This is a genomic window from Paenibacillus harenae, assembly GCF_030812415.1.
In the GTDB taxonomy this organism is placed as follows: domain Bacteria; phylum Bacillota; class Bacilli; order Paenibacillales; family Paenibacillaceae; genus Pristimantibacillus; species Pristimantibacillus harenae_A.
Genome location: NZ_JAUSST010000003.1, coordinates 508,978 through 530,145 on the forward strand (window position 1 = coordinate 508,978; position 21,168 = coordinate 530,145).

The 21,168-nt window shown below is 53.5% G+C and carries 14 protein-coding genes; all 14 read left to right on the forward strand.

The genetic code is table 11. The annotated features are described in order from the left end of the window. Nucleotides 1–273: 273 nt before the first annotated feature. On the forward strand, nucleotides 274–1,617 hold the full coding sequence (locus tag J2T14_RS12420) for an ABC transporter substrate-binding protein (RefSeq protein WP_307471180.1): 1,344 nt from the start codon (nucleotides 274–276) through the stop codon (nucleotides 1,615–1,617). Between the two features lie 141 nt (nucleotides 1,618–1,758). Next, entirely contained in the window at nucleotides 1,759–2,346 is a 588-nt protein-coding gene (locus J2T14_RS12425) for a thioredoxin family protein (protein WP_307471182.1), read from the forward strand. Between the two features lie 260 nt (nucleotides 2,347–2,606). Then, nucleotides 2,607–3,980 (forward strand): ABC transporter substrate-binding protein, encoded by a 1,374-nt coding sequence (locus J2T14_RS12430; protein WP_307471184.1) that lies wholly within the window; start codon nucleotides 2,607–2,609, stop codon nucleotides 3,978–3,980. 78 nt (nucleotides 3,981–4,058) lie between these two features. Beyond that, complete coding sequence (locus tag J2T14_RS12435) at nucleotides 4,059–5,174, forward strand: ABC transporter ATP-binding protein (RefSeq protein WP_307471186.1); 1,116 nt, start codon at nucleotides 4,059–4,061, stop codon at nucleotides 5,172–5,174. 27 nt (nucleotides 5,175–5,201) lie between these two features. Then, on the forward strand, nucleotides 5,202–8,189 hold the full coding sequence (locus J2T14_RS12440) for an extracellular solute-binding protein (protein WP_307471189.1): 2,988 nt from the start codon (nucleotides 5,202–5,204) through the stop codon (nucleotides 8,187–8,189). A gap of 88 nt (nucleotides 8,190–8,277) precedes the next feature. Then, on the forward strand, nucleotides 8,278–9,312 hold the full coding sequence (locus J2T14_RS12445) for a carbohydrate ABC transporter permease (protein ID WP_373458155.1): 1,035 nt from the start codon (nucleotides 8,278–8,280) through the stop codon (nucleotides 9,310–9,312). Then, nucleotides 9,312–10,199: a carbohydrate ABC transporter permease gene (locus J2T14_RS12450; RefSeq protein ID WP_307471194.1), complete on the forward strand. Its 888-nt coding sequence runs from the start codon at nucleotides 9,312–9,314 to the stop codon at nucleotides 10,197–10,199. The genes J2T14_RS12445 and J2T14_RS12450 overlap by 1 nt, the downstream gene beginning before the upstream one ends. Before the next feature lie 34 nt (nucleotides 10,200–10,233). Next, complete coding sequence (locus J2T14_RS12455; RefSeq protein ID WP_307471196.1) at nucleotides 10,234–12,387, forward strand: YIP1 family protein; 2,154 nt, start codon at nucleotides 10,234–10,236, stop codon at nucleotides 12,385–12,387. Further along, nucleotides 12,384–14,681: a DUF5696 domain-containing protein gene (locus J2T14_RS12460; RefSeq protein ID WP_307471198.1), complete on the forward strand. Its 2,298-nt coding sequence runs from the start codon at nucleotides 12,384–12,386 to the stop codon at nucleotides 14,679–14,681. The genes J2T14_RS12455 and J2T14_RS12460 overlap by 4 nt, the downstream gene beginning before the upstream one ends. Next, complete coding sequence (locus J2T14_RS12465; RefSeq protein WP_307471200.1) at nucleotides 14,682–15,548, forward strand: carbohydrate ABC transporter permease; 867 nt, start codon at nucleotides 14,682–14,684, stop codon at nucleotides 15,546–15,548. It abuts the gene before it with no gap. 95 nt (nucleotides 15,549–15,643) lie between these two features. Then, the gene (locus tag J2T14_RS12470; RefSeq protein ID WP_307471201.1) at nucleotides 15,644–16,558 is read left to right on the forward strand and encodes a carbohydrate ABC transporter permease; all 915 of its coding nucleotides are present in this window, start codon (nucleotides 15,644–15,646) and stop codon (nucleotides 16,556–16,558) included. A gap of 25 nt (nucleotides 16,559–16,583) precedes the next feature. Then, nucleotides 16,584–18,338 carry an ABC transporter ATP-binding protein gene (locus J2T14_RS12475; RefSeq protein ID WP_307471203.1) on the forward strand — a complete coding sequence of 585 codons (1,755 nt, stop codon included), beginning with the start codon at nucleotides 16,584–16,586 and terminating at the stop codon, nucleotides 18,336–18,338. Then, complete coding sequence (locus J2T14_RS12480) at nucleotides 18,322–20,148, forward strand: ABC transporter ATP-binding protein (RefSeq protein ID WP_307471205.1); 1,827 nt, start codon at nucleotides 18,322–18,324, stop codon at nucleotides 20,146–20,148. The genes J2T14_RS12475 and J2T14_RS12480 overlap by 17 nt, the downstream gene beginning before the upstream one ends. Nucleotides 20,149–20,181: 33 nt before the next feature. After that, a complete protein-coding gene (gene cysK, locus J2T14_RS12485; protein WP_307471207.1) occupies nucleotides 20,182–21,126 on the forward strand; it encodes a cysteine synthase A in 945 nt (314 codons plus the stop codon). Nucleotides 21,127–21,168 lie beyond the last annotated feature (42 nt).

The window sequence follows — 21,168 nt, forward strand, 5'->3', positions numbered from 1 at the left end:
AGAACGGTCGATTATGAAACTAAATAATATTATTCATAGTTGTTTGGTAGGAATTTATGACAACTATCGTAGCATCGTAAGTTTTGTAAGGTCAAGCATAATTTTTATAGTTGACAATTCCGTTTGTTAGAAATTATATTAAATACCACAGGAAAACTTGGGTATAAGTAAAAAGCATACGGGTTCGACCGTTCGGACGGAGATGTACTTCCTAGCAGGAAGTATGCCTCCGTTTTGTTATTTATTTTGAAGCCAAAAGGAGTGCATGGATGAATGGGTAAAATAAAGGCTGGAAGATGGTTGTCATCGATTGTAATCGTAATCGTTGCCGTATGGGTAACGGCATGCGCGCAAGGGACGCAGAAGACGCCTGCGCCGGCTGCTGCGGAGAAAGAGGCGCTAGCGTACGTAGAGCTGCTCGTATTCAAGTGGGGCGGTGTGACGCTTACCGCTACAGAGGTCGAGAAATATTTTAATGAGCCGATCGCGAAGAAGTTTCCCCATATTAAAGTAAAACTGATCGATGTGCCGGAGGGCGATCCTATTGAGCCGCTGCTTACGCAGGGCATCATCCCGGACATTATTTTCGGAGGTTCTTATACCGCGATCGAGGAGGCGGGCTTGGCCGAAGAGCTTGCTCCGTATAAGGAGAAGTTCGGCTATGACGACCAGCGGATCAAGCCGAGCGTGAATGAATCGATCGAGCTGAAGAGCGGCGGCAATCAGGTGCCGTTCTCGGTCAATCTGCCTGTCATTTACTATAACAAAGATATTTTCGATAAATTCAGCGTACCTTATCCGACCGAGGTACAAAGCTGGGATCAAATTCTTGATACGGCGAAGCAACTGACAAGAGCGGATGCCGGCGTCCATTATATAGGCATCGATTTGCAGCCGACGAGACTCGCCAGCGGACTATCGCTCGATATTATCGATCCTGCTACGAATAGGGCGGCAGTAACCTCGCCCGAATGGGTGAAGGTGTTCGAGACGCTGAAGAAGCTGTACAGCATTCCGGGTTTCATCGGTACGGACGATACGTACAAATACGCGGACAAGGACGATATTTTCTACAACGATCAGAACTTGGCGCTCTATTCGCATAATCTCGCTCAGCTCATAGGACCGCTTGAGGAGCTGCGCAAGCAGGGCATTACGATGAACTGGGATTTCGCTCCGCACCCGAACTTCGAGGAGGCGCTTGGCACAAGCATCGAGATCAACGTTCATACGCTTACGCTATCGAAAGCGAGCAAGCATAAGGATGAAGCCTACCAGGTGATCGCATACATGTTGTCGGAGGAAGTACAACGGATCATAACGCGCAACGGGCGGGTGTCGGTGCTCGATCTGCCGGAGCTGGAGAAGGAGTACGGAGCGGACATCGAGGTACTGAAGGACAAGACGATCGCGAACATTTTCAAGACCGAGCCGCGCAAAATTCATAAGCCGAACATTTATGAGAGCAAGATTACCAAGTATATTAACGATGCTGCTAAAGATATCGCGGTTGGAGGCGTCGATATTAATACGGCGCTTCGGACGGCGAAGGAGAAAATCGACAAAGACTTGGAGACGCTGAGGCGACAAAATCCTAATACAAGTCTGCATAAATGAATACTAAAACATACTTGACAGGTAGGGATAATGTGTTATTATCGGATTAGCACAGGCTACCGGTCAACCGGAGACACCTTCCTACCAAAGGAGTGTCTCCTTTTTTTATTTCATTTCATAACAGAAGGGATGAACGTATTTATGGCTTTTACGTTACAAATTGGCGAGCAAGCGCCGGATTTTAACTTGCTGGCTACTGATGGCAAGCATTACAGCTTAGCGGATTTCGCCGATTCGAAAGCGCTGGTCGTCTTCTTCACGGCTAATCATTGTCCGTTCGTGAAGGGCTCGGATGAAGTGACGCGTACAACGGTTGAGAAGTTCGCGCCGCAGGGCGTATCGTTCGTCGGCATCAGCTCCAACAGCGTTACGGCGTATCCGGACGACTCGTATGAGAAAATGGTCGAACGGATTGCGGAGCATGGTTTTCCTTGGACATACGTTTACGATGAGAAGCAAGAGGCGGCGCTCGCATACGGCGCGCTAAGAACGCCGCACTTCTACGTATTCGATCAAGAGCGCAAGCTGATCTACACGGGCCGCGCGGTCGATTCACCGAAGGATGCAGAGAAAATTACGTCTTATGATTTGGAAAATGCGCTTAACGATTATTTGGCAGGTCGCGAGGTAGCGGTTCCGCTGACCAATCCAATCGGCTGCAATGTGAAGTGGGAAGGCAAAGACAAGCGTTGGATGCCGGAAGAAGCATGCGATCTCGTATTGAACTAAGGCTAGTGAACAGCAGCATGTGAGGATATCCGCTACTGACGCGAACAAAGCCTCGGTAGCGGATTTTTTGTTTGAAAAAAAGGCTTTGACAAGAAGCATGCAGGATGCTATCATTAGCCTAATTTAAAACCAACTAATACAATATGAATTATTGGAAATGTGTAGTCGACCGTATAAACGGAGACGCGCTTCGAATCGAAGTGCGTCTTCTTTTTATTTGTCCACAAATTGCGAAAATGAAAAAATGGGGGTTTTTAAGAATGAAAAAGTTTGTTGTTCTTCTCATTAGTTTAATGGTCGTTGCGACATCGCTCGCTGCTTGCGCTTCGGGCGGGAGCAATAAGCCGTCAGCGACTAATGGCAATGATCAAAGCTCTGCTGTCAATAAGGACGCGGACAAAACCGAGGAAGTCAGCACGGAGCCGATTACGCTGAAGGTGCTGCGAGCCGGCATTACGGTAACCGAAACCGAGTTTCAGAAGTTTCTCGTAGAGCCGACGAAGAAGAAGTTCCCGAACATTACGCTTGAATGGGTAGACGCGCCGGAGGATGTGGAGCTGGAGCCGCTCATTACAGCGGGCACCGTGCCGGACATTATTTTCGCATCGACGTCGGCAGTCTCTACGACTTACAAGGATCTGGACCTGGTCGAGAACCTGAAGCCGTACGTAGACAAGAACGGAGTCGATCTAAGCCGCCTGAAGCCGGCTGTTCTGGATGCGATTACCAAATATTCGCCGGAAAACGAGCTGTCGGTCATTCCGTTCTCCATAAACTTGCCGGTATTGTTCTACAATAAAGATATTTTCGATAAATTCGGGGTGTCGTATCCGAAGGATGATCAATCGACATGGGATGAACTTATCGAGCTTGGCAAGCAAGTGACGAGAAACGATAACGGCGTCAACTACATCGGCATTGACTTATTCGGACCTACCAACATAAACACAGGACTTGATCTGAACATCGTCGATCCCGTTACCGGCAAGGCAGACGTGACAACGGACGGCTGGAAAAAGGTGTTCGAGACATTGAAAAAAAGCTACGAGGTGCCAAATTATATCGGCGAAGACGGCCGATTCGAATATGCGAACGACGACGACATTTTCTTCAACGAACAAAATCTTGCGATGCTTCCTTATAACATCGCGCATTTACTCGGCCCGCTTGAGGAGCTTCGCCAGCAAGGCACGGAGCTGAATTGGGACTTTGCGCCGTTCCCGAACTTCACCGAAAATCTCGGAACGGGCAAAGCGATCAACGTTCACTCGTTGTTCGTGACAAAGTCCAGCAAGCATAAGGAAGAGGCGTTCAATGTGATTGCGAACGTATTGTCCGACGAATCGCAAGAGACGCTGTCGCGAGGCGGACGCGTGCCGACGGTCGAGAACGAAGCTTGGGAGAAAGTATATGGCGCTGATATCCCGGTGCTTGCCGGCAAGAAGATCGAGAATATTTTCAAGGCTGAGCCGCGCAGCGTCGTGCGTCCCCATAAATTCGAAAGCAAAGTGCGCAAGTTCATTAATGAAGCTGCCAAAAACGTTGCCTTAGGCGGCCAAGACGTCAATACGGCGCTCCGAACGGCGCAAGAAGCGATCGAGAAAGAGCTCGAAACGCTCGGCAAGACGCAATAAGCAACTCATGGTAAGGAAGGGGCGTCTCCTTAATTGCGGATGCCCCCTTCGTTTTATTGAAATATAGGGGGTGGGCTTGTGGCAGGTATTCGCATCGAGCATCTGTACAAAAGATACGGCAAGGATAAGCAAACGGTCGTGAACGATTTTCACCTCGATATTAAGGATAAGGAGTTTCTAGTCTTCGTCGGTCCTTCCGGCTGTGGTAAGTCGACGACGCTTCGCATGATTGCAGGACTTGAAGATATTTCAGAAGGCGAGATTTACATAGGCGATCAACTCGTCAATGACTTGCCGCCGAAGGATCGCGATATTGCGATGGTATTCCAAAATTACGCGCTATACCCGAACATGACGGTATTCGAAAATATCGCCTTCGGTCTGCGGCTTCGCAAGCTGCCGCGTCATGAGATCGAGCAGTCGGTGAAGCGCGCGGCACGAGTGCTCGAGATTGAACCGTATTTGAACCGCAAGCCGAAGGAGTTGTCCGGCGGACAACGCCAGCGCGTCGCGCTTGGGCGCGCAATCGTGCGCGATCCGCAAGTGTTCCTTATGGATGAGCCGCTATCGAACTTGGACGCGAAGCTTCGCGTGCAGATGCGGATGGAAATCATTAAGCTGCATAAGACGCTGGAGACGACGTTTATTTACGTCACGCATGATCAAATAGAAGCGATGACGATGGCTGATCGAATCGTCGTCATGAAGGACGGCGTCATTCAGCAGATCGATACGCCGGAGACAGTCTATACGACACCGAATAACACATTTGTGGCAAGCTTCATTGGCTCTCCGCAAATTAATCTTATAGAAGGCAAGATCGTCGAGGACATTCCGGGCAGCGGAAAGCTTCAGTTCCAGACATCGCGCTTCTTGCTGCCGATTCCGCAAGAGGCTGCGCGCGTACTCGTTCACCATAACAAGGTGAACAAGCGCGTGACGCTTGGCATTCGCCCGGAGAACATCGGGCTCGAGGGACTGTTCTCGGATGCGATTATTACAGGCGCGTACAAAGTCAGCGAGCTTATGGGAGCGGATCGTTTCCTCCATCTCGATATCGGGCAGGATAAGCTGCTCGTCGTACGAGTGAACGCTTATTACCATTGCGAGGAGAATGAAAACATTCGCATCGTTCCCGATATGTCGAAGGCGCTGTTCTTCGATGCCGACAGCGGAGTGCGATTTAAGATCTAATTATGGCGGAAAGGAGTGTGCTGCCTGATGCTGCGCGCCATCATTCATTCTAAGACGTTCAAGCTGCTGTTTCCGATAGGGGCGGCAGTCGTGCTGCTATTGTTTTTTGTCGCATGGACGTCCAGTGCGACTGCCACGGTAGATGCCGGTCCGTTCAAGCTGAGCAGCTTCGATTCCGGCTTCGTCGAATGGGAGGATACTTCGCTTGCAGCGGCCGATCTTGAGCCATATTACGAGAAAGTGCTCAAAGGTCTGGAGGAGCAAGGCGTGAAGCCGGCTGATCGTAGCATTGTGATCGAGGCGGCCACTCCTTCCGGCCGATCGGATCGTTCGGTTATCTACAAAGGCGATTACGAGGGCAAGAACGATGTGCTCATCTGGGAATCAACCGATACGCATTGGGTAGAGTATACGTTCGACGTGGAGCAGGACGGCTTGTATACGGTCTTCGCCGATTACCATCCGCTGCTCGGCAAAGGGTATACAAGACCGATCGTATGGGATGTGACGATCGACGGAACGAGGCCGTTCCGCGAAGCATCTTCAATTACGTTATACCGTCAGTTCAAGGATAAAGGATTGCCGCAGGTCAACGATGACGGTGACCAGATCAGGCCGACCTCGGTGGACATATCCGAGTGGTCGACGATGCCGTTCATCGATTCCGGCGCTAACTACGCCGGCCCGCTGCAATGGCATTTCACGAAAGGCAAGCACACGCTGCGCTTCGAAGGTTATGAGCCGGTTGCGCTAAATACGATTGCGCTGCTGCCGCCTGAGACGTTGCCTAGCTACGAGGAAGTAGCCGATGCTTATCCGTCAAGCGAGCCTGCTGCCGTCAATGGAATTACGCTGCAGGCAGAGCAGATGACGAGCAAGAACGATGCTTCCGTCCAGATGATGTACGATCGAGACAGGAGGACGAAGCCGCTGGCGAAGGGGCGCATTACGTACAATACGGTCGGCGGCGTTAGCTGGGATTGGCCCAATCAGGAGATTGCATGGACGTTCGAAGTTCCCGAGACGGGGCTGTACAAAATCGCGCTGCGGACGCTTCAAAACCGTTTCTCGCAGAAGGCGTCGTTCCGTACGATATTGATCGACGGCAAAGTGCCGTTCGATGCGTTTCTAACTTATCGCTTCCCGTACGCGGCTTCGTGGAAGGGAACGGTGCTATCGGGTGACGAGGGCGAGCCGTATGAGCTGTACTTGGAGAAAGGGACGCATACGCTATCGCTTGCTCTAACCCATTCGACGGTAAGTCCGATTGTAAGAGGAATCGAGAACTTAAGCGCATTGCTGCGCACGGTTGATCAAGATTTGAAGTCGCTAACCGGCGGCCAATTGGACCGTAATCGGACGTGGAAGATCGATCGCGACTTGCCGGATTTGAAGGAACGGCTGGAGGTCGCAGCCGGGAATCTCGACGTGCTCGCAGATGAGATGGCCGAAGTGAACGGGCGCAAGGACAGCGCGAGCGAAGGCTTCAGATCCTCCGCCTCCGATATTCGTTCTCTGCTGGCTACGCCTGATGATATTCCCTACCATATCGATGAGATTACTTCGATTGATGAGAAAATCAATAACTTCGTTGTTAACCTGTATAAGCAGCCGCTGCTGCTCGATGAGATCTACATCGTTCCAGTGGAGCAGGCTTTTCCCGATATGACGGCATCGCTTGCGAACAAAGGCGTTGGTCTGCTTGCCAACTTCGCCTATTCGTTCAACTCTCGCGAGAGCTTGAGCGATATGGACGACAAAGAGCTTAACGTATGGGTGCAGCGGGGCAGAGACTACGTGACGCAGCTTCAGGAATTGACCGACGAGCTGTTCACGCCGGCTACGGGCATTAAAGTGAAGGTCAATCTGCTGCCGAACGCGGAGTTGCTCGTCATGTCCAATGCGGCAGGCCTGCAGCCCGATGTGGCGCTTGGTTTGTCGCAGGATTTGCCGGTCGATTACGCGATTCGGGGCAGCGTGTACGATCTTAGCGAGTTCCCGGACTTCAATGAAGTATATGAACGATTCAGTCCCGGCTCCTGGCAAGCTCTATATTATGACAAAGGCTACTACGCCGTGCCGGAGACGCAGTCGTTCCAAGTGCTCTACTATCGCAAAGATATTATGCGAGAGTTAGGCCTCGACATTCCGCAGACCTGGCAGGATGTGTATGATATGCTGCCGACGCTCCAGCAGAACTTCATGAACTTCTATGTTAACCCGCAAATGTTCCTGCCGTTCATCTATCAGAACGGGGTCGAGTTCTTCGAGCCGGACGGCTTCGCGACGGCGCTTGATTCGCCAGAAGGGTTCAAGGCGTTCAAGCAATGGACGGATCTGTTCAATACGTATGCGCTCGAGAAGCAAGTACCGAGCTTCTATCAGCACTTCCGGACGGGAACGATGCCGATCGGCATCGCCGATTACAACATGTACGTGCAGCTTGCAGCGGCAGCTCCCGAGCTGAATGGCCGCTGGGGCATCGCGCTTATTCCGGGCATGCCTGAGCAGGACGGGACGATCAGCCGCTGGGCGGCCGGCGATCAGACGACGGGCGTCATCTTCGAAGCTTCGAACAAAAAGGATGAGGCGTGGCAATTCATGAAATGGTGGATCAGCACGGAGACGCAGGAGCGTTACGGCTCCGACCTCGAATCGATCAACGGCGTTTCGTTTCGTTGGAATACGTCAAATGTAGAGGCGTTCGTAAGGCTGCCATGGAAGACCGAGGACGCCAACGTCATTCTGGAGCAGTGGAAATGGTATAAGGAGAAGCCGAATCCGCCAGGCGGCTACTTCATGGGCAGGGAGCTTAACAATGCATGGATTCGCGCCGTCATTGACGGAATGAACTACCGCGCGTCGCTCGAGACGGCGATTCTGGACATTAATCGCGAGCTGCGCCGCAAACAGCAGGAATTCGGATTTATCGACGAGACGGGCAAGCCGCTGAAGACGCTGGACTTCCCGCACATCGAAAAGCCGTGGGAAGGAGTGGACGAATATGTCAGGTAAAGGAACCGGCGCAAGCGTTGCGGTTGTTCCGCAGTCGACCGCAGCTTCGCCCGAGCTGGAGACCGCTCCAAATCTGACAAGTGCAGGGATAACGCGCGAGGCCGGAGTAATTGCCTCGCCATCGCCATCTGAGCAAGCGCCTCACGCTGACGCTGCGCAAACGAAGGAGATCGCGGCTCTTGAAGCGGCTCAGCGCCGCAGGAGCAGAGGCAAGTTGGCCCGGCTGCTATCGGAAATATGGTCGTTCCGCCTTAGTTACTTATTCGTTGCTCCTTTCATGCTCTGCTTCGCCGCATTCATTGTCGTACCTGTTGGAGCGGCTATCGTTCTAAGCTTCACGTATTTCAACGCGATCGGACGCCCGCGCTTCATCGGGTGGCAGAACTTTCAATATTTGATATCGCAAGACTTACTCTTCCTCAAGTATGCGTTACCGAACACGTTCAAATTCGCCATTATTGTCGGGCCAGGCGGCTACATCGCCGCTTTCCTGCTAGCTTGGCTTATCTCGCAACTTCCTGGCAAGCTGCGCAAATGGTTTGCGCTTGCGATGTACACCCCATCGCTCACGATCGGCATTGCGATGTCGATCGTCTGGCTTCCGATGCTCACTGGCGACCGCATCGGCTATCTTAACAGCGTCCTGCTGCGGCTCGGCCTGATCGACGTGCCGAAGCTATGGGTAACCGATCCGTCTTATCTCATGAACTCGATGATCGTTGTTACGTTATGGTCCAGCATGGGTGTCGGCTTCCTCGCCATGCTTGCCGGCATTCTAAACGTTAACCGCGATTATTACGAGGCGGCCAAGATCGACGGCATGAAGAGCAGGCTGCAAGAGATCTGGTATATTACGATCCCTTCAATGAAGCCGCAAATGCTGTTCGGCGCCGTTATGGCGATCGTCACGACCTTCAAGACAGGCGCCATCGGCGTCGAGCTGTCCGGCGTCAATCCGACGCCGGGCTACGCCGGGCATCTCATCATTAACCATATCGACGACTTCGGCTTCATCCGCTTCGAGATGGGGTATGCGGCGGCTATATCGGTATTTCTGCTGCTGCTTATGTATGCTTCCAATAAACTAAGCTGGAGTCTGTTCGGCTCGAAGGGGGATGAATAATGGTGCAACGACTTCTTGGGCTGCGATGGAAAGGCTCGCGGCTGCAGGCGATGGACGGCTTTCAGAAGCTGCTGACGCTGCTTATGATCGTGATGTCCGTATTCATGCTGCTGCCGATCGTCTATATTTTCAACCATGCATTCAAGCCGTACCATGAGCTGTTCGTCTACCCTCCGGCCTTCTTCGTGAGAGAGCCGTCCTTTCAAAATATGAACGAACTGCTGTCGGTAACCTCCAGATCAACCGTGCCGATGATCCGCTACTTGTTCAATAGCGTCTTCATATCGGGTCTGGCAGTCGTTTTCGTGACGGGCGTAAGCGCCTTATGCGCCTTTCCGATATCAAAGCATAAGTTTCCCGGGGCGAAGCTCGCGTTCTCGACGATTCTGCTCACCCTTATGTTCGCACCGGAAGTGATCCAGATTCCACGGTATTTGGTCGTCAGCAATCTCGGCATTATGAACTCGTATTTCGGACATTTGCTGCCGATGCTGGCGATGCCGATCGGAGTATTTCTGCTCAAGCAGTTCATCGACCAGATTCCTGATGCGCTTCTGGAGGCGGCGCGAATCGACGGAGCGAACGAGTTCTTTGTATTCATTCGTATCGTCATTCCGGTCTGTATGCCTGCCATTGCGACGGTTGCCATTCTTGCGTTCCAGAACTCATGGGGCAATGTCGAGACGTCTTCGCTGTTCATGCTGGACGATGAGATGAAGAGCTTCGCCTTCTTCCTATCGACGCTGACGAACAACCTGGCGGGGAACGTGGCGATGCAGGGCGCAGCGGCCGTTGCCTCACTCATCATGTTCGTTCCGAATCTGATCGTTTTCATTATTTTGCAGGGCAAAGTGATTGCTACGATGGCGCATTCCGGCATCAAGTGATGCCGACACCAAAGAGAGAGAAAGGAGGGGGCGAATGAATAAGCGGCTGAGGTTGCGCCTAATGCTGCTGCTGGTTGCGGCTCTTGCCGCGCTTGCATCCATCCACCCGGAATCGGTATCCGCGGATGTGCCGTATCAAACCTACTACAAGGATAATTACAATCAACTGTTCAAAATGCAAGCGGCGTATACGCCTGCCGGCGCGCTCGGAAAGGATCTGTTCGTTCCCGATACGTCGAATCCGGGCCAAACGGTATATTCACCGCTTAATCAGCCGCAGGATCTGTACATCGATAGCCGGGATCATATTTATATCGCGGATACGGGCAATAACCGCATCGTTCATCTCGATGCGGAAGGGCGGCTTGCCGGGCTGATTACTTTGCCTGACAGCCCGTTCAATCGGCCGCAGGGCGTGTTCGTCGACACGAACGGCGATATTTACGTGGCGGACACGGGCAACCAGCGTGTCGTCCGCTTGAACGGCGAAGGGGAGCTGCTTGCCGAGTTCGGGAGGCCGGAATCGAAGCTGATTCCCGAAGCGTTCAAGTACGACCCGATCAAGCTGGTCGTCGATAAGAGGGGCTTCATGTATATCGCTACGCTTGGCGGCTACCAAGGCTTGCTGCAGCTTGATCCGCAAGGCGAGTTCCAAAGCTTCTTCGGGGCGAACAAGACCGGCTTCTCCTTGTCGGATTCGATCAAGCGCCTGCTCTATACCCGCGAGATGTATGAGCGGGAGATTAGCAAGCTTCCGGGCTCGATCGCAAGCGTCGACAAGGACGGGAACGGCTTCGTATATACGGTGACGAAGGAAGTTCGCACGAAGCAATTGAAGAAGCTTAACATCGCGGGTCTCGATCAGCTCGCGGGCAAGGGCGAGTTCGCCGATACGATGACGGACGGCAGCTTCGGCGAATATATTCACCGTGCCGGACGAACGGGTTACCCGCAGCTTAACGATCTGACCGTCGACGGAAACGGCAACATGACGGTCGTCGATTCGAAACTGAATATCGTCAGCCAATATGACGGCAACGGCAACCTGCTGTTCTTCTGGGGCGGAGCGGCAGGCGATACGACGACGAAGCTCGGCATCGTGAAGATACCGGCAGCCATCGAGACGAACTCGGCGAACGATCTATTTATTCTGGACAGCGAGAACAATATCGTTCAGAAGTATCGTTTGTCCGAATTCGGCGAGCTCGTACATAAGGCCAACGGGCTGACGCAGGACGGCCGATACGAGGAAAGCGAGCCGCTCTGGCTGGAGGTTCATCGGCTTAACGCGTATTATGCGCCCGCCGTGCTCGGTCTTGCCAAAGCCGCTTACAAGAAAGGCGACTACGAACGGGCGCAGACGCTATTCAAGCAGGCGGGCTGGGCGCAGGGATATTCGGACTCGTTCTGGCAAAATCGGCTGCTATGGTTTCAATCCAACTTCGGGCTGCTCATGAACGTTGTGATTGGCGCTTTGCTCATCTATTTCGCAGCGAAGTTCACCGCTGGAAGGCTCGGCTACGGCGCGAAGCGTAGGTCGGAACACTACAATCGGAAGCGAGCAGCAAGGCCGCTACCTCTCCAGCTCAGACATGCCTTCTATGTGCTGAAGCATCCCATTGACGGCTTTCATTCCATACGCTACGACCAGAAGGGCGGCTTGCTAAGCAGTGCGATTTTATTCGTTCTTGCACTCGTATCCTATGCCATCATGAGGGCGGCAATCAGCTTTATATTCAACCCTTCCATTATTGTGGAAGTTCAACTGGTCACGATTCTTATCCGGTTCATTGTCGTTTGGTTGGGCTTCGTGATCGCTAATTATTTGATCAGCTCGTTGTACCACGGGGAAGGCCGCTTTCGCGATGTGCTGTACGGCAGCTCGTATGCGATATTCCCGTTCATTTTACTCGGCATACCGATTACGCTCATCTCGAACGTAATGACGTTAAGCGAGCAGTCGATCTTCACGTTTCTTGAATACGGTTTGTATGTATGGGTCGGCTTGCTATTCTTCTGGATGGTGCAAGGCATCCAGAACTACGGTGTCGGGGAAACGATTATCAATCTGCTGCTGTCCTTGATAACGATGGCGATCTGCGCCGTGCTCCTGTTTATCGTATTCAGCTTAACGTCGGAGCTCTTCAATTTCATTTACTCGGTGTATCAGGAGGTGACCATCCGATGAAACGTAAAACGATCGTGAAGCTGTCGGCGGCCGTGTTAACGGTATTGCTGCTGCTCGGATGGGGCCTGCTGCTGCAGCGTGACGCGGATCGGCAGTCGACGGGCAAGGCTGGGCAAGAAAATACAGTTGCCGATGGTACAACCGGTGCGGCTGGCAATGGCGGAAGCGCGGGAGGGGGTTCGCCTGTTGACGCGGCTCTCCCCGTGGAAGCGGCATTCGTGAAGGCGGCTGAATCGGAGCGATTCGTGCTGTGGACGGACGCCGTTACCGCACATTTCAAGATCATAAGCAAGGAAACGGGCAAAGTATGGCGCTCCTATCCGAACCCGGAATATTGGGAGCTGGAGAAGACGACGGGGACGTGGCGGAGCAGCTTTCTGTCGCCGGTTATGCTGGAATATATCGATGCTTCCAATTCCAAGTCGCAATCGAAGCTGACGAATTGGATGGAGGAAAAAGGCGTGCTCGATCAGTATGAACTGACCGGAGACGGCTTCCGGGCGACGTTTTATTTTCCGGGCACGAAGTTCGAAATTCCGGTAGAGGTACGCTTGAACGGCGATTATGTGGAAACGAAGGTGATTGACGAAGGCATTGCCGAGGGAGACTTAAGCTTGCTAAATCTGAAGCTGTACCCGCTCTTCGGGGCAGAACCGTCGCACGGACAGGAAGGTTATATGCTCGTACCGGACGGTTCGGGCGCGCTGATCAAATTCGACGAAAATCGAAGCAATGACAAGTCGATCTATCGTGAAAATGTATACGGCGCGGACCTGTCGTTCTATAACGAACAGACGGGCAGGCAGGAGGTGAAGATGCCGGTCTTCGGCTTGAAGTCGGGCGATCGATCGTTTCTTGCCGTGATGACGGACGGCGAGGAATACGCGAAGCTGTTCGCCGCTCCTGCCGGGGCGCTCGGCATCTCCAACTGGATTACGCCGGAGTGGCAGTATCGGATCAAGTTTTTTCAAAGCACGAATAAACAAGGGGATCAAGGCTTCTATACATACAGCAAGGATCGCTTCGTGGCAGGAGAGCGCACGACCCGTTATTATCCGATTGACGGTCCGAAGACAGACTATGCCGCAATGGCCGAGCGTTATCGGAACTATTTAATTGAAGAGAACGGGCTTGCGCGCTTGGAGCAACGGAAAGAGAATATTCCGCTTTACGTCGATATCATCGGGGCTGATCTGAAGCAAGGGCTTCTATGGGACGATTACATCGAAGGTACGACGACGAAGCAGGCCGAGACGATGGTAAAGGAGCTGCGCGAAGCGGGCGTCGATAATTTGTCGGTGCTTTATGCCGGCTGGCAGCGCTGGGGGTACAGCTCATACGGCGGATTGTTCCCGGTCGATAATCGGCTTGGCGGCAACGGCGGCATGAAGACGTTCATCGACTCCGCGCATAAGCTGGGAGTGTCGGTTTACTTGTCCGCGAACTATTCGCTCAACAGCAGCGGCCGAGGCGGGTTTTGGAAGCTAAATGACGGATTGCGCAACTTGGCGGGCACGCTTCAGGAGCAATATGGAGGCCGCAACAATGACGATAAAGTGACGCTGACGAGCCCGCTGTACGGCATTCGCGAGGCGGAGGGCGATCTGGCGGAGTACAAATCGCTTGGCGCTGACGGCTTGCTGCTGGAAGGCGGGATCGGCAGCGCATTGAATACCGACTTCAACAATCGGCATAAGGCGAGCCGTACAGAAGTTCTGGGGGCGCAGCAGCGTCTGCTGGAGAAAGCCGATGGCGAACTTGAATCGATCGGCGTGACGGACGGAAGCTTCTACTCGTTGGCGAATGTGGATCATATTCACCGAATTGCTGACGACTACTCTTACGATATTTTCGTCGATGAGGCCATTCCGTTCGAGCAGATCGTCCTGCATGGTCTCGTAACGTACTCCTCGGACTGGGCAAATCTTAGCGACGAGTACAACGCCGATTTTCTGCGCAGTGTCGAGTATGGCGCTTACCCGTCTTACGTGTTCACGGCGGCGGAATCGGGAAAGTTCAAGCAAGCGTACTCGATCTGGTATTACAGCATGAACTATCGTGACTGGAAGCAGTCGGCGGCCGAGCAGTATAAGCGGCTGAACGAAGCTCTCGGGGACGTGCAGGACCTATATATTATTGGGCATCGGACGCTCGCAGAAGGCGTGAAGGAAACGATTTACGAGAATGGCAAGACGATTATCGTTAATTTCAACGAGAAGCCTTATGTATTGGCGAATGGCAGAGTGACCGTGCCCGCGCAGGACTTTATCGTAACGACGGGAGGTGAGGCATAGATGAGCAAGAGACGCAAACCCAATTCAGCTATGCTTCGTAAAGTCGAAGGCTCCATCTTCATCGCGCCGTGGGTATTCGGATTCCTTGCGTTCGTCGCATTCCCGCTTGGCTATTCGTTCTATATGAGCTTCCATCAGGTGCGCATCACCGTTACGGGCGTGCAGACGACACCGGTAGGCTTCCAATACTACCGCGAAATTCTGTTCGCGGACGGCGGCTTGCTATATGACGATCTGTTCCCGTTCTTACGCGAGGCGCTCGTCATGATTCCGATTATTATCGTCTTCTCGCTGCTGATCGCGATTATGCTTAACTTGAAGTTCTACGGGAGGACGGCGTTCAGAGTTATCTTCTTCCTGCCGGTCATCTTCTCTTCCGGCCAGATCATTACCGAGTTCATCTCGCAGGGGGAGGGCGAGCTATCGATCATTCAAAACTTGCGTATCGACTCGTTCCTCGCCGAGTACATTCCGGCGTCATGGGCCGGACCGATTCAGAATGTCATTGGCTCGTTCGTGCTCGTGCTCTGGTACTCCGGCGTGCAAATTCTGATCTTTTTGGCGGGACGCCAGACGATCTCCGCGTCGGTATACGAGGCTGCGCGCATTGACGGTGCCGACCCGTGGAGTACCTTCTGGAAAATTACGCTGCCGGGGCTTGCTCCGTTTATTTTCCTAAACGTGATCTATACGATCGTCGATCTGTTCACCTTTCCCTCGAACCCGATCATCGGCAAAGTGACGACGGAGAACTACGGCGTATCGAGCGCGCTTGCGTGGGTGTACTTCATGATCGTGCTGCTGTTCATCGGCATCGCGTTGTTCTTATATGGAAGAGTCAATAAATCGATGACGGCAAGGCGGTAGTTGGGCTTTAGCTGGAATAATAACGGGAGTAAATACCGATATTACGTCGGAAGTCATGCGGGAAATAGAGGGATCAAGAAAGGAGTGGACCGAAGATGGGAAAGCTGGCTCGGCTTAGGATGAGGCTGCTTGGACGGGAGGCCGACAGAGGGCTGCTGTTTCGGCTGTTCATGTACGTGCTGCTCATCGACGTAGCATTTATTTATTTAAAGCCCGTATTTTATATGGTAACGACAATGGTGAAAAACGCGGGCGATCTGCTTGACCCGGCCGTCATCTGGGTGCCAAGCGCAATCTATGGCGGACATCTTGCCGAGGCGTTCCGGATGCTGCATTACGCGGGCAGCTTCGCGCTCAGCTCGGGGCTATCGCTGCTTGTGGCCGTGCTGCAGGTGCTGTCATGCGCGGTGGCCGGCTACGCATTCGCCAGGCTGGATTTTCCGCTGAAGAAGCTATGGTTCGCCGCTCTGCTCTTCACGTTCATCATGCCGCCCCAAGTGACGATCTTGCCTTCCATTCTCATGTTCAAGGACCTCGGCTGGATCAACACGGTGCTGCCGATGGTCGTGCCTGCGTTGTTCGGACATGGACTAAAGGGCGCTTTGTTCGTCATTATATTCAGACAGTTTTTTGGAACGCTCCCGAAGGAAATGGAGGAAGCGGCGCGAATAGATGGAGCAGGGGCCTTTCGCATTTTCTTCCGAGTCATGCTGCCGATTTCGCGATCGGCGATCATTGTCGTGTTCTTGTTCTCCTTCGTGTGGACGTGGAACGATGCTTATTTTCCGTCGATGTACATGTTCGGCGCGTCTGATGTCCCGTTGTCGGTCGGGATGGCGAAGCTTAACGCTTCGCTTAGCATGGAGTCGGATCAAGGCGGCTTGCGCGTATTCGTAGAGCCGCTTAAGATGGCCGCTTCTTTTCTTATTATTTTGCCGCTGCTCGTGCTGTACGCGTTCACGCAGCGATGGTTCGTCGAGGGCGTGGAGCGCACCGGGCTAGTCGAGTAAACCGAAAGTAGGAAGTGATTCGGAATTGAAATCACCGCGATTGTTAGCCGATTTTTTCAGACAGACCTGGCATATTTATTTGTTCTCGATTCTGTTCCATCTCATTGCGAACATCATTCATGTTAACTTTCCGAAGGTGCTTGGCGACTTTACGAACGAACTGGAGAGCGGAAGCTTAACGACCGATGCGGTCATTCGCTACAGCTGGCTGCTGCTTGGCATCGGGGTAGGCTTCGCTCTTATCGGCGGCCTGGCGCAATACTTGGTTATGTACGTTGGCAGGCTGTTCGAGTTTTTAACGCGGCGTCGGCTATTTACACATTTTACTGGCTTAAGCGAAAGGTTTTATTCGAAAAACGGCGTAGGCAAGCTGCTTAGCTACTTCATGAACGACGTCACGAGCGTGCGCGAATCGATCTCGATGGGCGTTAATCAGACGGCGGGTGCAACGATATTGCTTATATCTACCGTCACGATGCTGTTCTTGAGCGATATTCCCTATTATTTAATTATCGCTTGCATCGTTCCGCTGCTTAGCATTCCGATCATCGTGACGAAGTTCGGTCCGGTTATCCGCAAGCGGTCGATGTCCGTACAGGAGTCGCTCGGGACGATGACGGAGTCGGCGGAGGAGCAATTCGGCGGCATTCGCGTGACGAAGAAATTCGCTGTCGAAGGGATCATGAATCGCCGCTTCGGAGAGACGGTGGACCGGATTCGCGATAACCAATTAAGGCTTGTGCGGGTTTCGTCGATCTTCCAAGCGCTTATTCCGTTTCTAGGCTCGTTGTCGCTCGTTATCGCGCTTGCGCTCGGCGGTTACTTGACGATAACGAAGCAAATATCGCTTGGCAGCTTCGTCGCTCTGACGCTCTACATTCGGATGCTGATGAACCCGCTGCAGCAGATCGGCAACGTCATCAATACGATGCAGCGCTCGCGCGCGTCGCTGGCGCGGCTGAACGACCTGCTTGGCAACGAGCCGGACATCAAGCAGTTCGAGGACGCATTGGCGCTCGACTTCCGCGAATCGGGCATTTATGTTCGCGACCTCACGTTCGCATACGAAGAGTCCTCGAGACCTGCTCTGCGCAATATCGATCTGGAGATTAAGCCGGGTACGACGCTCGGCATCGTCGGCAGAACGGGCAGCGGTAAGACGACGCTTATGAAGCTGCTGCTTCGAACATACGATGCGCCGCCGGGTACGATTTGGTTCGACGGTACGGACATTCGCGAGCTGACGCTGGAGAGTCTGCGCGGCCAAATCGCCTACGTGCCGCAGGACGGCTTCTTATTCAGCACGACCATACGGGAGAATATCGCCTTCTACCGTCGCGACGCCTCGCTCGCTGAGGTTGAATCGGCAGCGAAGCAAGCGCAAATCTACAACAATATTATCGACTTCCCCGACCGCTTCGAGACGAAGCTCGGCGAGCGCGGCGTCACGTTGTCCGGCGGCCAGCGCCAGCGTACGAGTCTGGCGAGGGGCATCATTAAGGACTCGCCGGTCATGATTCTGGACGACAGCGTCAGCGCCGTCGACGCGGTAACGGAGACGGATATAATCGAGACGATCCGGGCAGGACGCAAAGGGAAGACGACGATTATTATCGCCCATCGCATAAGCGCGCTTAAGCACGCGGATGAGATTATCGTAATGGATGACGGGGAGATCGTTCAGCGCGGAACGCATGACGAGCTGCTTGCGCAGGAAGGGCTGTATAAGACGCTTCATGCGATACAAGAGGAGGGAAGCCAGCATGCCGCAGGCCATTAACAACTGGCAGATGGATCAGAAGGCCGACCTTAGCCAGCCGGCAGCGAAACCCAAATATATATCGACGTTTCGGGCGCTATCGAGTTATGCGAAGCCGCATTGGCTCGCTTTTCTCGGTGTATTCCTATTTACGATTATTGCAATCGCGGCGGAGCTGCTTCAGCCGTTCCTCGTGAAGATCGCCATCGACGATAAACTGATCGGGGGCAATGGCGACTATAGCGGCTTGCTTGTCATCGGTGCTGTCTATCTAGGGCTGTCGCTGCTGAGCTTGCTGTTTACTTATATGCAGAACAATTTGCTGCAGTATGCGGGACAAAGCATCGTCGCGCGCATTCGCAAGCAGTTGTTCGAGCATATCTCGAAGCTGTCGATGTCGTACTTCGACCGGGTACCAAGCGGAAGCCTCATTACGCATGTGTCGAGCGATACGGAGGCGATCAACCAGTTCTTCAACCAGGTGCTGCTTAGCCTGCTGAGAGACGGCATGACGCTCGTGTTCATCATCGTGCTCATGTTCCAGCTTGACGTACAGCTTACGCTGTACTGTTTGATTTTGCTCCCTGTTATCGCGCTTATCGCGATCGGCTTCCGCTCGTATATGCGCAAAACGTATCAGATGGCGCGGACGCGGCTGTCACGTCTCGTGGCGTTCACAGCGGAGAACTTGTCGGGCATGAACCTTATCCAAGTGTTCCATCAAGAGAAGGAGCAGGGCAAGCAGTTCAAGGAACGGAATGACTCGTACTTCCAAGCGAACGTGCGCGAGATTCGCACGAACGTGCTGTTCAACCGTTCCTTCGAAATATTGAGCAATATTTCGATTGCGCTCGTCACTTGGCTCGGCGGCAAAGCGGTGCTCGATACGAATCTCGAATTCGGCGTCCTGTATGCGTTCATCACGTATATACGCCAGTTTTTCCAGCCCATCAATACGATTACGCAGCAGTGGAATACGTTGCAGTCAGCGACAGTTGCGGTGAACCGGATATGGGGCATCTTCGCGATCGAGCCGGAAGTGGACGACAGGAAGGACGCAAAGCCGCTTGATCCTGCTAAAGTAGAGGGCAATATTAGCTTTGACGGCGTTACTTTCGGTTACGGCGGTGGCAGCCCCGTTATACGCGATCTTGATCTTCATATTAAAGCTGGCAGCATGATCGGCATCGTCGGCACGACCGGCGCGGGCAAAAGCTCGCTTATCAGTCTATTATGCCGGTTCTACGATGTGTCGGAGGGCAGCGTGACAATCGACGGCACCGATATTCGGAATATTCCGCAGGCCTCGCTGCATCGCGTCATAGGTCTGGTGCAGCAGGAGCCGTACTTATACTCAGGCACGATTCTCGATAACGTCCGGCTGTTCGATGAAACGATCACTCGCGAGGCGGTAATCCGAGCTTGCGAGTTCGTTGGGGCCGATCCATTGATCCGGCAAATGAAGGATGGTTACGATACGCGCCTGTCGGAGCGCGGCAGCGGTCTGTCGGCAGGGGAGCGGCAGCTTATCTCCTTCGCCCGCATTATCGTGTTCGAGCCGAAAATATTGATATTGGACGAAGCGACCGCCAACCTCGATTCGCATACGGAGCAGCTGATCCAATCGGCGCTGCAGCTCGTGTCGGCCGGCCGGACGACGATCGTCATCGCGCATCGGCTCTCAACGATTATGCAGGCCGACCGTATTATCGTCATGAAGAAGGGCGAGATCGTAGAGGAAGGCACGCATACCGAGTTGGTCGATATTGGCGGATATTATCAGGAGCTGTATCGCCATTCGCAAGGAAAGTCGATGACAGAAGCCGGTTGATTAAGTGGCTTGAGAATAGGGGAGTGAACGCAGATGGTGAAAGCCGTTCAGAACATTACAGAGCTAATCGGCGGAACGCCGATCGTCAAGTTGAATGGGATCGTGCCGGAGGATAGCGCGGAAATTTATTTGAAGCTGGAGTTCTTCAACCCCGGCAGCAGCGTGAAGGACAGGATCGCGCTGAGCATTATTGTCGAGGCGGAGAAGGAAGGGAAGCTGAAGCGCGGCGATACGATCATCGAAGCGACGAGCGGCAATACGGGCATCGGCATCGCGATGGTGGCGGCAGCCCGCGGCTATCGTTCGATCATCGTCATGCCGGAGACGATGAGCCTGGAGCGGCGCAGCCTCCTCAAGGCTTTCGGAGCGGAGCTGGTCCTTACGCCCGGCGCGGAAGGGATGAAGGGAGCGATTCGGGTCGCGCAGGAAATATTGGAGCGCAACCCGCAGTACTATCCGGCACAGCAGTTCGATAATGAAGCGAATGTGAAAATCCACCGCGAGACGACGGGACCGGAAATTATCGAAGCGATCGAATCGCTGGATGGGCAATTGGACGCCTTCGTGGCGGGCATCGGCACGGGCGGTACGATTACGGGAGCGGGCGAGGTGCTTCGCGAGCGCTTCCCGTCCATTCGTATAGTAGCGGTGGAGCCTGCCGCTTCGCCTGTCTTGTCGGGCGGCGCGAGCGGTCCGCATAAGATTCAAGGCATTGGTGCCGGCTTCGTTCCCTCGATATTGAATACCGATGTATATGATGAAATTATCCAAGTGACGAACGAGCAAGCCTTTGAAGCATCGCGCCGCGTCGCGCGCGAGGAAGGCATACTCGGCGGCATATCGTCGGGCGCGGCCGTTCATGCGGCGCTTGAGGTTGCCCGCAGGCTGGGCAAAGGCAAACGGGTCGTCGCCGTCATTCCAAGCAACGGCGAGCGCTATTTATCGACCGTATTATACCAAGAGGAACAACAATTGTAATTTCCGTCCGTTCCCAAACGTAGTAGTATAAGGAGTAACCGC

Excerpts from the sequence above, each read along its gene's own strand:
- J2T14_RS12420 (WP_307471180.1), top strand. The coding sequence starts at position 274 with ATGGGTAAAATAAAGGCTGGAAGATGGTTGTCATCGATTGTAATCGTA.
- J2T14_RS12425 (WP_307471182.1), top strand. The coding sequence starts at position 1,759 with ATGGCTTTTACGTTACAAATTGGCGAGCAAGCGCCGGATTTTAACTTG.
- J2T14_RS12430 (WP_307471184.1), top strand. The coding sequence starts at position 2,607 with ATGAAAAAGTTTGTTGTTCTTCTCATTAGTTTAATGGTCGTTGCGACA.
- J2T14_RS12440 (WP_307471189.1), top strand. The coding sequence starts at position 5,202 with ATGCTGCGCGCCATCATTCATTCTAAGACGTTCAAGCTGCTGTTTCCG.
- J2T14_RS12450 (WP_307471194.1), top strand. The coding sequence starts at position 9,312 with ATGGTGCAACGACTTCTTGGGCTGCGATGGAAAGGCTCGCGGCTGCAG.
- J2T14_RS12455 (WP_307471196.1), top strand. The coding sequence starts at position 10,234 with ATGAATAAGCGGCTGAGGTTGCGCCTAATGCTGCTGCTGGTTGCGGCT.
- J2T14_RS12460 (WP_307471198.1), top strand. The coding sequence starts at position 12,384 with ATGAAACGTAAAACGATCGTGAAGCTGTCGGCGGCCGTGTTAACGGTA.
- J2T14_RS12465 (WP_307471200.1), top strand. The coding sequence starts at position 14,682 with ATGAGCAAGAGACGCAAACCCAATTCAGCTATGCTTCGTAAAGTCGAA.
- J2T14_RS12470 (WP_307471201.1), top strand. The coding sequence starts at position 15,644 with ATGGGAAAGCTGGCTCGGCTTAGGATGAGGCTGCTTGGACGGGAGGCC.
- J2T14_RS12480 (WP_307471205.1), top strand. The coding sequence starts at position 18,322 with ATGCCGCAGGCCATTAACAACTGGCAGATGGATCAGAAGGCCGACCTT.
- cysK (WP_307471207.1), top strand. The coding sequence starts at position 20,182 with ATGGTGAAAGCCGTTCAGAACATTACAGAGCTAATCGGCGGAACGCCG.